Raw genomic sequence first — 13,399 nt, 5'->3', positions numbered from 1 at the left:
TTGTGTTAAAAAACGATTAAAAAATATAACAACAATAAATACAATAAAAAATGAAAAATATAATCACACTGGCTGTTTTACTTATCAGCCTTATTATTAAAGCTCAAGTGGGTATCAATACAACAACCCCCAATGCCACCCTCGACATCAAAGCCAAAACAACCGACAGCAAACCTCAAGGATTAATTTTCCCTCAATTAAGTGGTACCGAAATCCAGAACAGAACGTATGGGTCGAACCATGTGGGAACGATGATTTATGCCACGGCAGCCCCCTCCGCTCCCAATACCGTCACCGCAGAAATTACCGAACCGGGATTCTATTATTTCAATGGCACCAAGTGGAAGAAAATAAACAGTTCTGGAAGCACCATAAGCTATACCACCATTGCAGATCCCAACATCTTAGGCTATGTACCCAGCACTACGGCAACAGCATCAGTCGACGCACCTGCGACCTTAACGGTAGGTTCTGCTACTGCCACCCGACAAGGAACAGGGAGTTTTGGTGGGCATACGTATGCATCCTATTCTACCAGTGCAGCGGTAACCTGGTATCAGGCGTATAGTGCCGCTAAAAATATGGGAGGCTATCTGGCGGTCTTTACGACTGATGCAGAATGGCAATATGTTGAAACTAATTTATTGACGGCTTATACTATATTCAATACGAATGGAGCATGGATAGGTATGACTAAATTTTCATGGTCTGCAGGATCTGCTCTAACACCCGACCCAGAAATGAAGTGGATTACAGGAGAGCAACCCAACCATGATTATTCTGCTGGGGGTACTTCTGCAGTAAGGAAATCAAATTGGTTTGCTTCAGGAGAACCAAATAATGGAAGTAGCGTTGAAGGGTTTATTCATATTATTAGTAAAAACACAAACATCACCAAAACTTATAATGGCTATACCTCTACACATCCTTGGAATGATGTAGTGGCGAACTATACATCTCAAAATAGTACTTGGGGCTTCATAGTAGAATTTCAGCAATAGTAATATATAATTAATCCTTCGGAGGTTATGGTGGCGATTCCTGAATTAGCAGCAGGAACTTATAGATTAGAGATCCTAACACAATATGCAGACAGTATTATTCTAAAGGAACCTCGCGTCGCAACCTTTGACAGAGAATTGGCCGTAGAATAACAAGCGGATTGCATCGGTGCATGCAAGAGGTTTGCAAGGGGGCTTGTAAGGGTATTACAAGGAGGCTTGCAAGATGGTTGCAAGGGAGCAAGCAATCGGCTTGTTATAAAAAGCAATAATTTCTGTTGCGAATAAATTGCCAGAATTATGAAAGGGAATCGTTTTCGTCAGTGAAAATGATTCATAATGAAAGAAGCTGACAACTATTTCTTGAAGTATAGTGGTACTCCGGCTTTGTGAGTAAAGTGATCGTTTCATGGTTTTACCGATTGCTTTGCAGAACAGGCCGGAGTTTTGGCTTCGGCTCCGCTCAGCCGCATTGGATCGGAGGGTTTGAGCGTTTTAGTGTTTAGTGTTTTAGTGTATATAAATATGCGATTTATAGGGAACGACAAAAAGCAGTCGGCTGGCGGAGCCTGAGCAGAGTCGAAGGGTCGCGTTACAACTGGTGGCTGAGCGGAGTCGAAGCCACCATTGAAAGGATATCATTTCAAGGGCTGATTTAACAAAAAAAATGGCAGCTCCGGGATCCGAAGTTGCCATTAAAAAAGTTTTTATCACAGATTAATTTGATTTCTTTGCTTTAATCATTGCCTCCAAAGCATCCCATATTTCCTGCGGAATATCTTCCAGCATGTTGAATTCTCCGGCACCCTGCAGCCATTCTCCCCCATCAATAGTCACCACTTCACCATTCATATAGGCCGAATAATCAGAAACGAGGTATGCCGCAAGATTGGCCAGTTCCTGGTGTTCTCCTACTCTTCTCAACGGGACTTTTTTTCTCATATCAAACTTTTCCTGCAGATCTCCCGGAAGCAACCTGTCCCAGGCTCCTTTTGTAGGAAATGGTCCCGGCGCAATGGCGTTGAAGCGAATTCCGTATTTCGCCCATTCTACCGCCAGCGATCTTGTCATAGCCAGAACACCCGCTTTTGCACAGGCGGATGGAACGACATAGGCAGAACCTGTCCATGAATAGGTAGTTACAATATTCAGAACAGTTCCCGGAGTTTTGGTATCGATCCAGTGTTTCCCGATGGAAAGCGTACAGTTTTTAGTTCCCTTCAGTACGATATCCAGAATGGAATCAAATGCGGAATGCGTTAATCTTTCCGTTGGGGAAATGAAATTCCCGGCCGCATTGTTTAATAAGATATCTATTCTCCCGAATTCTTTCAACGTGGCTTCTTTCATCGCTTCCACCTCATCCCAGTTGCGCACATCGCACGCCACACAAAGTACTTGACCTCCCGTTTCTTCCTCCAACTCTTTGGCTGTTCCCTGTAGTTTTTCAAGATTTCTGGATGTGATGACCACCTTGGCGCCCAACTGAAGGAAGTATTTGGTCATGGCTTTTCCAAGACCGCTTCCGCCACCGGTAACAATGGCAACTTTATCTTTCAGGGCATCTTCCCGTAACATCGGCTGTGTATATAGATTCATAATTTTATTGTTTCAGTAAATTTAATATTTTAAGTTATTCGATGCGTTATAAATAATATGCTAGCAATAAGAGGTTGTGATTAGTTTCGGCGGCGGCAAAGCCGCCGCCGAAACTAATCCTTCATAAAGACCCGTTTCATTACATTTAAATTTAACTAAATTTACGCTTTCATAAAAAATATTTTATTCATGAAAAAGCCGGAAGCTTCTGTTTTTCTATTCATTTTATTTTTCAGTGTATATGGTAAAGCCCAGCAATTCGAAAAACTGATTCAGTATGTGAATCCTCTGATCGGAACCGAAAAGATGGGACATACCTATCCAGGCGCAACTGCGCCGTTCGGAGCCGTACAGCTGAGTCCGGAAACCGATACGATCTCCTATGCCCTGAACGGTAAATACAATGGTGAGGTCTATAAATATTGTGCAGGATACCGTTATGAAGACAAAACCATTGTAGGCTTCAGTTCGACACACTTCAGTGGTACAGGCCATTCTGATCTTGGAGATTTTCTGGTTATGCCGACGGTGGGAAAATTACAGTTAAATCCGGGAACAGCATCAAATCCTGAAATTGGTTACAGAAGTCGATTTTCACATCAAAACGAAAAAGCAGAAGCCGGATATTATAAAGTAAGACTGGACGATCATCATATTTTGGCAGAACTCACCGCAACGACAAGAGTGGGCGTTCACCGTTATACATTTCCAAAGTCTGATCAGGCACATATCATTCTTGATCTGATGGCCGGAATTTATAATTACGACGGTAAAAACGTGTGGACCTACGTACGCGTGGAAAACGGAAATACCATAACAGGCTACCGGCAGACCAACGGCTGGGCGAGAACGAGAACGGTTTATTTTGCTATGACGTTTTCAAAGCCTTTTAAATCGTATGGGCAGAAGAATTACGATGGTAAACAAGTGTACAACGGATTCTGGAGAAAGTTTGACCAGACGAAGAACTTCCCTGAAATTGCAGGAAAGAATCTGAAAATGTATTTTGATTTCGATACAAATGAAAATGAAGCCATTGAAGTAAAGCTTGCTATCTCACCTGTAAGCCAAGCCAATGCCCTGGAAAATTTAGAAAGAGAAACCGGAAATTTATCGTTTGACCAGATCAAAGCTCAGACTCAGGAAAGCTGGAATAAAGAATTGAACAAAATTGTCATTAAAGCCTCCGACACTGATAAAACCAATTTTTACACAGCCCTATATCACACATTTATCAATCCTACCGTATACATGGATATAAACGGAGAATATAAAGGATTAGACCAAAATATTCATAAAGCAGAGGATTTCACGAATTATACCACTTTTTCGCTTTGGGACACCTACCGGGCGCTTCATCCTTTCTTTAACATTATTCAACCTAAAAGAAATGGGGATATGGTGAGATCGATGATGGCACATTACGACCAGTTTTCCATGAAGATGTTACCGATCTGGTCGCATTACGCCAATGACAACTGGTGTATGAGCGGCTATCACAGCGTAAGTGTTGTGGCTGATGCGATCATCAAAGGAAATTATTCCGATGATGCCAGAAAAGCGCTGATGGCTTGTGTGGAAACAGCCAACAAAAGAGATTACGAAGGAATAGGACAATACATTGATCTGGGCTATATTCCTGCAGAAAAAAACGGCACTTCAGTTTCCAATACACTGGAGTACGCTTATGACGACTGGGCTATTGCTCAGTTGGCGAAGCATCTTGGGGAAACGGAAATTTATAATCAGTTTATCAAACGTTCTCAAAACTGGAAAAACAACTTCGACAAATCGACCGGATTTATGCGTCCACGTTTGGCAGATGGCAGCTTTAAGAAAGATTTTAATGCATTAAGCACCCATGGACAGGGCTTCATCGAAGGAAACTCATGGAACTACAGTTTCTTTGTTCCCCAACAGCCGGATGAACTTATTACGATGATGGGTGGGAGGAAAAAATTTGCATCAAAACTGGATGAATTGTTTACCATGCATTTGCCCGACGAGTTTTTTGCAGATACGGAAGATATTACGAGAGAGGGAATTATCGGGGGCTATGTTCACGGAAACGAGCCGGCACATCACGTGGCTTATCTTTACAACTGGGCAGGACAGCCTTGGAAAACCCAGGCGCAGATCAGGAGAATTTTAGAGATGCAATACAAAGCAACCCCTGACGGATTGGGAGGAAATGATGATGCGGGACAGATGAGTGCATGGTATATTCTGAGCTCGCTTGGCTTTTATCCTGTTGCACCGGGTTCTGAAGATTATGCGATCGGCAGTCCGGCCGTGGATCATGCGGTATTGAATTTAGAGAACGGAAAGATATTTACTATTGAAGCGATCAATCAAAGTCCGAAGAATGTATATGTACAGAAAATTCTTTTGAATGGAAAAGAAATTAAAAACTTTACGCTGAAACATTCTGATATTATAAATGGCGGAAAACTGAGTTTTTATATGGGTGCTAAACCAAGAAAGTAATCTTGTAAATATGAATTTTAATCTTACTTGATTTTCACTGATGATTCTGCTGTACTTTTGTCATTCTGAATGAAGCAGAAGCGGAATGAAGAATCTCCATTTATCATTTTATCTCTGCTGATTTTGCAGATAACGCAGATTATTATAATATTTAAATTTTTTATTTAACCGCAAAGCCACAAAAGATTTTCAGCGTGTTTAGATATTCAAAAGGTTACAAAATTTTTCATTCTGCTTTTTTGAACTTTTGCCAATCTAAATGTTTTCCCGATTTTTCTTCTGTACCTTTTGCGGTTAAATCCGATATTACTTAACATTATTATAACTTCTGTAATTTGCATACGACAATCATGATTTTGCATACATCTGGTTTTTAATTTCTGCTGAATTTTGTATCAATAAAAATCAACAATATGAAATTGAAACAGGTAAAATTAGGAAGCCAGGGATTAACAGTTCCCAATATTGGCTTGGGATGTATGGGAATGACAGGTTTTGGCGATGCAGATATGTACGGTAAAACCGATGAGAAAGAAGCTATCGCAACGATTCACCGTTCTTTGGAAATGGGTGGAAATTTCCTTGACACGGCCGATCTGTACGGTCCTTTCAAAAATGAGCAATTAATTGCCAAAGCGATTGAAGGCAATAGAGATCAGTATATCATTGCTACCAAATTCGGATGGGAAATTGATGATAATGACCAGGTAACCTGGAAGATCAACGGAACCAAAGACTATGTAAAAAAATCGGTAGAACGCTCTCTGAAAAATTTAAAAACCGATTATATCGACCTTTACTACATGCACCGTCTTGACAAAAACACTCCTGTAGAAGAAACCGTCGGAGCAATGAGTGAGTTGGTAAAAGAAGGCAAAATAGGGTATATCGGTTTGTCGGAAGTATCTTCTGAAACGGTGAAAAAAGCCCATGCCGTTCACCCAATTTCTGCAGTGCAGAGTGAATATTCTCTTTTTGAAAGAACGGTTGAAGAAAAAGGCGTCATCAAAACATTAAATGAATTGGAGATTGGTTTTGTGGCCTATTCGCCTTTAGGAAGAGGTTTCTTATCCGGACAAATCCGCACGATTGATGATCTTCCGGAAAATGATTTCAGGAGAGGAATTCCACGCTTTCAGGAACAGCATTTTTATAAAAACATCGAATTGGTAGATGCCATTGAAAGTCTGGCTAAAGAAAAGAATATCACCTCATCTCAACTGGCTCTGGCATGGATTATCAGCAAAGGAATTCTTCCTATTCCGGGAACGAAGCGCAGAAAATATTTGGAACAAAATATTGAAGCCGCCAATATTCAACTAAGTGAGTCTGAAATTCAGCAACTGGAAAGCATTGTCCCACTGGGAACAGATACGGGAGCTACCTATGACGAATTTGGAATGGGACTTTTGGATTATTAATTTGTAATTTTAATTGTTTAAATTATTCTACAGTTTGTCATTCTGAACATAGACTGAAAGTCTACGAACGTAGTTCAGAAATGTAGTGAAGAATCTCCCCTTTATTTATTTGTGAGATTCTTCCTTCGTCAAAATGACAGACTGCTAAATTTATAACGCAGTAATGTCGCGCCCCGGCTTGAACGGAGCTCTTTTTGTGGAGCGAAGCGGAACAAAAAAGCGGGAGTCCTTCGACTTCGCTCAGGATAAATTACAGACGGAAAAAGGCGCCCAAATTATTATCTTTACTATTTAGAACTTCAGATCATGAATACTATACAATCTATTTCACAGTTTCACCACTTATTATCACTTCCGGAACCGAAGCATCCCATGGTGAGTATCATTAATCTTTATGAAAGTATTTTTATTGAAGATAAGGTGTGGGATGGTTTTGTGAGCAAACATTATTGTGTCGCGCTGAAACGTAATGCGAAAGGAAAAATAAAATACGGTCAGCAGCATTACGATTATGACAAAGGTGTTCTGAGCTTTACGGCACCAAATCAGGTTCAGTATCTGGATCTGAAAACGATGGATTGTGAAAATACAGGCTACCTGCTGGTTTTTCATGAAGATTTTCTATTGAAACATCCTTTGGCAAAAACCATTTCTTCTTATGGATTTTTCTCATATGCTGTGAATGAAGCTTTGCATTTATCTGAAGATGAAGAGAATGATCTGCTTGAAATCATGTATAAAATTGATAAAGAATGTCAGCACATCGACCATCACACCCAGGAAATCATCCTGTCTCAGATTGAATTGTTGTTGAATTATTCCAAACGCTTCTACGAAAGGCAGTTTATTACCCGAAAAAGCGGAAGCCACCAGCTTTTAACAAAATTTGAATCTTTTTTAAATGATTATTTTAATCATCATTCATCTGAAAAAGGTTTATTAACTGTTCATCAAATTGCAGAAGCGATGAATCTTTCTCCGAATTATTTAAGTGATCTTTTGAGAGTGCATACCGGGCAAAATACACAGCAGCATATTCACGAAAAGCTGATCAGCAAAGCAAAGGAGAAACTTTCGACGACAGAGCTTTCGGTGAGCGAAATTGCTTATGAACTGGGATTTGAGCATTCGCAGTCGTTCAGTACACTCTTTAAAAAGAAAACGAATATGTCGCCTTTGGAATTCAGACAATCTTTCAATTAATGCTTTTCTTAATGATATTTTTCCTCCCGAAGATTTTACAGATAACTATATTAAAAAACTGTATTATTTGCGGGAGAAATATTTTGGATAAAGCAAATGTTGATGATTAATTAAATTTAAAAAGCATCTTCTTTGATGTTTCGTTTATGCGTTTTGCCCCAATCCGAAAGTGCCATGATCACAGGCTGTAACGTTCGGCTGTAATCGGTTGAAATATATTCTACGACCACGGGCGTTTGCTCTGCATGAACAACTCTTTTTACAAATCCGTTCAGCTCTAAATCTTTCAGCTCATTGGAGAGCACCCTTGCCGAAATACCCGGAATATTCCTTTGCAGCTCATTGAATCTGATATTACCGTTTTCCTGCAAAACAATGATAATTTTAAGCTTCCATTTTCCGCCAATTACATAGATGGCATCTTCAACAGCAGAAAGATGCTCGGTACAGCCTTGAGCCGTTATACGCTCTTCTAAAACTTCAGTATTTTTCATAAGTCCTATTTCAACTAACCTAAAAGTTACTGCTAACCTTCTGTATACTACTAACTTTTGATAAGCAAATGTACATAATTTTGCTAAAGAGATTTTTAAAATTTAAAAAATGAAAAACATACTTCACATTATTTCAAGCCCGAGAATGGAAGTTTCCGCAAGCCGAAAACTGGGAAAAGCTGTAGTTGAAAAAATAAAAGAAAAATATCCGGATGCTATAGTAAAAGAGCGGGACCTGGCAAAAAATTCTGTTCCTATTTTAGATGAGGTTCACATCAATACTTTTTTCACACCGGCAGAAAGCCATTCTTCAGAACAGGCAGAAATCAATAAATACTCAACAGGATTAATTGCAGAGCTTCAGGAAGCCGATATTATCGTTGTTGAATCTCCGATGTATAACTTCTCGGTTCCGGTGGGGCTCAGAGCTTATTTTGACTTTACTTCCAGAGCAGGATATACCTTTAAATATGATGAAAACGGACCTAAAGGTTTGCTGAATAACAAAAAGCTGTATATCGCTTTTACATCCGGAAATATTTATTCGGATGGTCCTCATCAGATCTATGATTCTAATGTTCCTTACGTTAAAAATGTTTTTGGATTTTATGGTATTTCAGACGTCACCGTCTTCCGGGCAGAAGGCTTATCAATTCCGGGAATCATGGAAAATTCGTTGGAAAAAACAATTGAACATATAACGATAGATTAATTATACATATACACTGAAGCCTTTTTAAATTGAAGAGGCTTCAGTTTGTTTTAAGATAAGTTTGGCTAAAGCCGATTCGATGATTATAAATAAAAAGGCTTAGCCCGCTCCTATTGATATAACGATATTTTTTTATTGTATGGCTGTTTTAAACTTTTATATAACCGCAAAGTTGCAAAGACGAGCTCAACTTTTATTTAAAGTTGATAATTACAAATGAAAAAGGTTACAATAGCTTAAAAAAATCTTCGATTTTTATTCTTTTGAAAACTTTAAATACACTAATCATTTCATTGTGATTATCTTTTGCAACTTTTGCGGTTAATTCTGAAATTAGTTTAAACAAGTATTATTCCTGAACTTCAAAAAGCAGACGTTCTCCGAATTTCTGTTCATTAATTTTTCCGTTTTCGTATACCAGGTTTCCATTGACAAAAGTATGAGTCACTTTAGAATGGAAATTCATGCCTTCTAACGGGCTCCATCCACATTTGTAAAGGATATTTTCTTTGGCAACCGTCCAGTTTTCATTCAGATCAACAAGCACCAGGTCTGCTTTATAGCCTTCTCTTACAAAACCTCTTTTCTCAATTCTGAAAAGTATAGCCGGATTGTGCGCCATTTTTTCAACAATCTTTTCTAAAGAAATCTTGCCGTTTTTATAGTTTTCAAGCATTACATTCAATGAATGCTGTACCAGCGGGGCTCCGGAAGGGCATTTGGTATACACATTCTGCTTTTCTTCCCAGGTGTGCGGCGCGTGGTCGGTTGCAATCACATCGATTCTGTCATCCAGCAACGCTTCCCAAAGTCCGTCTTTGTCTTTTTGCGTTTTTACAGCAGGATTCCATTTAATCAATCCGCCCTTGGTTTCGTAATCTTCATTGGTAAACGTAAGGTGGTGAACACAAACTTCCGCCGTTATTTTTTTATCTTTTAAAGGAATATCATTTCTGAAAAGTTCTGTTTCCTTTGCCGTTGACAAATGAAAAACATGAAGTCTCGCTCCTGTTTTTTTCGCAAGCTCGATCGCTTTTGAGGAAGATTTGTAACATGCCTCTTCGCTTCTGATCAAATGATGGAATTTTACCGGAATATCCTCTCCGTATTCATCCATATACTTTTGGGTATTGGCTTTAATGGTTGCCTCATCTTCACAGTGCACCGCAATCAGCATTTTGGTATTGCTGAAAATATTTTCCAGGGTTTCCGGATTATCAACGAGCATATTTCCGGTGGAAGAACCCAAAAATAATTTAATTCCCGGAACATTTCTCGGATTCGTTTTCAGGACTTCTTCAAGATTATCATTGGTTCCGCCCATCATAAAGCCGTAGTTGGCATACGCTTTTTGAGAACCTGTTTCGTATTTGTCTGCTAACAATCCCTGCGTTACAGCATTCGGAACAGTATTCGGCTGATCGATAAAGCTTGTTGTCCCGCCGGCAATGGCTGCTTTTGATTCGGTCTCGACATCTCCTTTATGAGTAAGTCCCGGCTCGCGAAAATGTACCTGATCGTCGATCACTCCCGGCAGAAGATATTTCCCTGCTCCATCAATAATTTGGTCGGCATCGTCAGAAATTTGAGAATCTATTTTGGAAATTAAATCGTTTTCAATTAAAATATCACCTTCAACGATTTTGCCTTCGTTGACGATTTTTACATTTTTGATTAAAGTCTTCATTTACTTTTTGAAATTAGAGATGAAAATTTGGCTGTCAACTTTGTCAAAGTTCGGAACTTTGACAAAGTTTTTCAAAATTAAGGTTTATGAATGAATTTTAACCCAGCCAACAACAAATCAATTTCTAAATATTTACATTTGCATAAAATTTTCAGATTTTGAAGAAGCTTCTTAACGAAACAATTATATATGGAATCGGGGCGATCATGCCGAGGATAATTGTCGTATTGCTGAATTACCTATTTATTAAAAATATCGACAACAGTGCATTTGCCATTTTTACTAATCTCTATGCGCTGATATCATTTGTCAATATCGTCCTTTCCTTTGGTTTTGAAACGGCTTATTTCAGGTTTTCATCGGATAAAAACAATGAACAAAAAGTTTTCAACACATCCTTCTGGTTCTTAACGGGCTTATCAACAGTTTTCCTGATTTTGGTTTTATTTTTTAACCAGCCTATCGCCAATGTTTTTGGGTATTCGACTACTCCTGAATATATCAGATGGTTTGCATGGATTGCATTTTTTGACAATATTCTCGTTATTCCTTTGGCTTGGTTCAGATTTCACAACAGGCCTATAAAATATACGGCAGTAAGAGTCATTCAGGCGGTTTTCCAGAGTGCTTTTGCCATTGCTTTGTTTCTTTACATCCCTCAGGAATTCAGTTTACAATTAGGCTTAAATGAAAAAGTTTCTTATCCTTTTTACAGTAATCTTGCGGCAAGTTTTGTAGGTGTACTGCTTGTCTTACCTGTGATTTTAAAGGTAAAACTGCAGTTTTCAAAAGATCTTTTCTTGCAAATGCTCAAGTATTCCTGGCCGATTATGATCGCCGGTCTGGCATTTATGGTCAATGAAAACTTTGATAAATTTATACAGAAATTCATTATTAATGATGGTGATGCCGGAGCTTATGGCGGATGTTATAAAATGGCTGTTTTAATGACGCTTTTTGTTACGGCATACCGAATGGGAATAGAGCCATTTTTCTTTAAACAGATGAATAATGAAAATGCGAAGAATACTTACGCCAAAGTAACGGAATATTTCTCGTTTTTTGCATCAGTGGTTGCATTGGGAATTATCGCGAATGTATCATGGCTAAAACTCTTGCTGGTACCCAACAGTTCATACTGGATTGCACTTAATATCATTCCCATCATCGTTATTGCAAATCTTTTTTTCGGCATTTATTACAACCTTTCTACCTGGTATAAAGTCACTGACAGAACGAGGGTAGGAACGTATATTTCCTGGACGGGTGCTATCATAACAATCATTTTAAACCTTGCTCTTCTCAGAAAATACGGTTTTATGGTTTCAGCATGGGTAACCCTGGCAGCATATTTTACGATGATGATTGTGTCTTATTTTTTAGGCCAAAAATATTATCCTATCCCGTACAGAATGAAAAAAATCTCTTTTTTCGTGATACTCCTGGCTGCATTCAGTTATATAATTGTAGAATTGTTTGATTACAACCTGTGGATCGGGAATTTATTTTTTGTGGTTTACGCAGGTATTCTGATCTATTCTGAAAAAAATATGCTGCTGTCGAGAATTAAAAAATGACTTTGGTCTTTTATTTGTTGCTATGGGTTTCACTTAATATAAACAATACTTAAAGAAGTAATGGTACCTCGGCAATGGTTTTATTACTATCTTTATAAAAAATTAAAACTTACTAAATAATTTATGAAAATTATCGTTCCTATGGCTGGACGTGGTTCCAGATTACGTCCACATACTCTTACCGTTCCGAAACCTCTGATTCCTATCGCAGGAAAACCGATCGTACAGAGACTGGTAGAAGATATTGCCAAGGTCGCAGGAGAAGAAATTGAAGAAGTAGCTTTCATTATCGGAGATTTTGGTCCCGAAATAGAGAAATCACTGCTTCAGATTGCTGAGAAGCTGGGGGCAAAAGGCAGTATTTACTATCAAAATGACCCGCTTGGTACAGCACATGCTATCAAATGTGCAGAACAGTCAATGAGTGGTAATGTAGTAATCGCATTTGCTGACACTCTTTTCCGTGCAGATTTTGTTTTAGATAAAAATTCCGATGGTGTAATCTGGGTAAAAAGCGTGGAAGACCCATCTGCTTTTGGTGTTGTAAAACTCGACAATTACGGATTCATCACAGATTTTGTTGAGAAACCTCAGACTTTTGTTTCAGATCTTGCCATTATCGGGATCTATTACTTCAACAGTGCAGAAAAGCTGATGAACGAAATCAATTATCTTATGGATAATGACATCAAAAACGGTGGAGAATACCAGCTGACAACCGCTTTGGAAAACCTGCGTGCTAAAGGCGCAAAATTCACATTAGGAAAAGTCAACGACTGGATGGATTGCGGAAACAAAAATGCGACTGTAGAAACCAACAGCAAAATTCTTGCTTATGAACAGGAAGCGATGTCACATTTTCCGGCTTCGGCTCAGATCGAAAACTCACTGATTATTCCGCCATGTTTTATTGGAGAAAATGTAAAAATCTCCAATTCAAAAGTAGGGCCTGGAGTTTCATTGGGGAACAATACGGTAATCGTTAATTCAAATATTGAAAATTCACTGATCCAGGAAAATACAAAAATCAACCACGGAAATCTTTCCAATTCCATGATCGGAAATTCTGCACAGTATTTTGGAGTAGCCAGGGAAATTTCTCTTGGTGACTATTCAGTTCTGGACTTCTTGTCGAAATAATTTGACAGAGATATATCAACGCAAATAGCTATCTTCAGACCACACAAAACATTTTGTGTGGTTTGGCGTTAATATTGC

Annotated in this window: 11 protein-coding genes; 8 read left to right on the top strand and 3 right to left on the bottom strand. The window is 38.8% G+C overall.

What is annotated here, in order from left to right; translation table 11 throughout:
* The first annotated feature begins 50 nt into the window (after positions 1-50).
* Positions 51-1,001, top strand: a complete 951-nt coding sequence (locus AC3WV0_RS09700; protein ID WP_488845898.1) for a C-type lectin domain-containing protein — start codon at positions 51-53, stop codon at positions 999-1,001.
* Positions 1,002-1,007: 6 nt separating this feature from the next.
* On the top strand, positions 1,008-1,154 hold the full coding sequence (locus AC3WV0_RS09695; RefSeq protein ID WP_488845953.1) for a DUF4469 domain-containing protein: 147 nt from the start codon (positions 1,008-1,010) through the stop codon (positions 1,152-1,154).
* 564 nt (positions 1,155-1,718) lie between these two features.
* Here AC3WV0_RS09695 and AC3WV0_RS09690 read toward each other — a convergent pair.
* A complete protein-coding gene (locus AC3WV0_RS09690) occupies positions 1,719-2,600 on the bottom strand; it encodes an SDR family oxidoreductase (RefSeq protein WP_488845897.1) in 882 nt (293 codons plus the stop codon).
* Between the two features lie 189 nt (positions 2,601-2,789).
* Between AC3WV0_RS09690 and AC3WV0_RS09685 the strand changes: the two genes are divergently transcribed.
* From AC3WV0_RS09685 to AC3WV0_RS09675, 3 genes are all read left to right on the top strand, one after another.
* Positions 2,790-5,087 (top strand): GH92 family glycosyl hydrolase, encoded by a 2,298-nt coding sequence (locus AC3WV0_RS09685; protein WP_488845896.1) that lies wholly within the window; start codon positions 2,790-2,792, stop codon positions 5,085-5,087.
* Positions 5,088-5,500: 413 nt separating this feature from the next.
* Positions 5,501-6,508 (top strand): aldo/keto reductase, encoded by a 1,008-nt coding sequence (locus AC3WV0_RS09680; protein ID WP_488845895.1) that lies wholly within the window; start codon positions 5,501-5,503, stop codon positions 6,506-6,508.
* 306 nt (positions 6,509-6,814) lie between these two features.
* Positions 6,815-7,711, top strand: coding sequence for a helix-turn-helix domain-containing protein (locus tag AC3WV0_RS09675; protein ID WP_488845894.1), 897 nt, complete (start codon positions 6,815-6,817; stop codon positions 7,709-7,711).
* Between the two features lie 116 nt (positions 7,712-7,827).
* Here the strand turns inward: AC3WV0_RS09675 and AC3WV0_RS09670 are convergent, their stop codons facing one another.
* Positions 7,828-8,205, bottom strand: coding sequence for a winged helix-turn-helix transcriptional regulator (locus AC3WV0_RS09670; protein ID WP_488845893.1), 378 nt, complete (start codon positions 8,203-8,205; stop codon positions 7,828-7,830).
* Positions 8,206-8,314: 109 nt separating this feature from the next.
* Here AC3WV0_RS09670 and AC3WV0_RS09665 point away from each other — a divergent pair, with 109 nt between their 5' ends.
* Complete coding sequence (locus tag AC3WV0_RS09665; RefSeq protein ID WP_488845892.1) at positions 8,315-8,917, top strand: FMN-dependent NADH-azoreductase; 603 nt, start codon at positions 8,315-8,317, stop codon at positions 8,915-8,917.
* Between the two features lie 349 nt (positions 8,918-9,266).
* Here AC3WV0_RS09665 and AC3WV0_RS09660 read toward each other — a convergent pair whose 3' ends face one another.
* Positions 9,267-10,604, bottom strand: coding sequence for a dihydroorotase (locus AC3WV0_RS09660; RefSeq protein WP_488845891.1), 1,338 nt, complete (start codon positions 10,602-10,604; stop codon positions 9,267-9,269).
* A 158-nt stretch (positions 10,605-10,762) separates the two neighbouring features.
* Here AC3WV0_RS09660 and AC3WV0_RS09655 point away from each other — a divergent pair, with 158 nt between their 5' ends.
* Positions 10,763-12,181: a lipopolysaccharide biosynthesis protein gene (locus tag AC3WV0_RS09655; RefSeq protein WP_488845890.1), complete on the top strand. Its 1,419-nt coding sequence runs from the start codon at positions 10,763-10,765 to the stop codon at positions 12,179-12,181.
* 123 nt (positions 12,182-12,304) lie between these two features.
* Positions 12,305-13,321 (top strand): sugar phosphate nucleotidyltransferase, encoded by a 1,017-nt coding sequence (locus AC3WV0_RS09650; RefSeq protein WP_488845889.1) that lies wholly within the window; start codon positions 12,305-12,307, stop codon positions 13,319-13,321.
* The last annotated feature ends 78 nt before the right edge of the window (positions 13,322-13,399 follow it).

Source organism: Chryseobacterium sp. 27AL, from assembly GCF_057815395.1.
This window is presented reverse-complemented; position numbering and strand designations above follow the sequence as displayed.

Coding starts and splice junctions, on each gene's coding strand:
- AC3WV0_RS09700 (WP_488845898.1), top strand. CDS start 51: ATGAAAAATATAATCACACTGGCTGTTTTACTTATCAGCCTTATTATT.
- AC3WV0_RS09690 (WP_488845897.1), bottom strand. CDS start 2,600: ATGAATCTATATACACAGCCGATGTTACGGGAAGATGCCCTGAAAGAT.
- AC3WV0_RS09685 (WP_488845896.1), top strand. CDS start 2,790: ATGAAAAAGCCGGAAGCTTCTGTTTTTCTATTCATTTTATTTTTCAGT.
- AC3WV0_RS09680 (WP_488845895.1), top strand. CDS start 5,501: ATGAAATTGAAACAGGTAAAATTAGGAAGCCAGGGATTAACAGTTCCC.
- AC3WV0_RS09675 (WP_488845894.1), top strand. CDS start 6,815: ATGAATACTATACAATCTATTTCACAGTTTCACCACTTATTATCACTT.
- AC3WV0_RS09670 (WP_488845893.1), bottom strand. CDS start 8,205: ATGAAAAATACTGAAGTTTTAGAAGAGCGTATAACGGCTCAAGGCTGT.
- AC3WV0_RS09665 (WP_488845892.1), top strand. CDS start 8,315: ATGAAAAACATACTTCACATTATTTCAAGCCCGAGAATGGAAGTTTCC.
- AC3WV0_RS09660 (WP_488845891.1), bottom strand. CDS start 10,604: ATGAAGACTTTAATCAAAAATGTAAAAATCGTCAACGAAGGCAAAATC.
- AC3WV0_RS09650 (WP_488845889.1), top strand. CDS start 12,305: ATGAAAATTATCGTTCCTATGGCTGGACGTGGTTCCAGATTACGTCCA.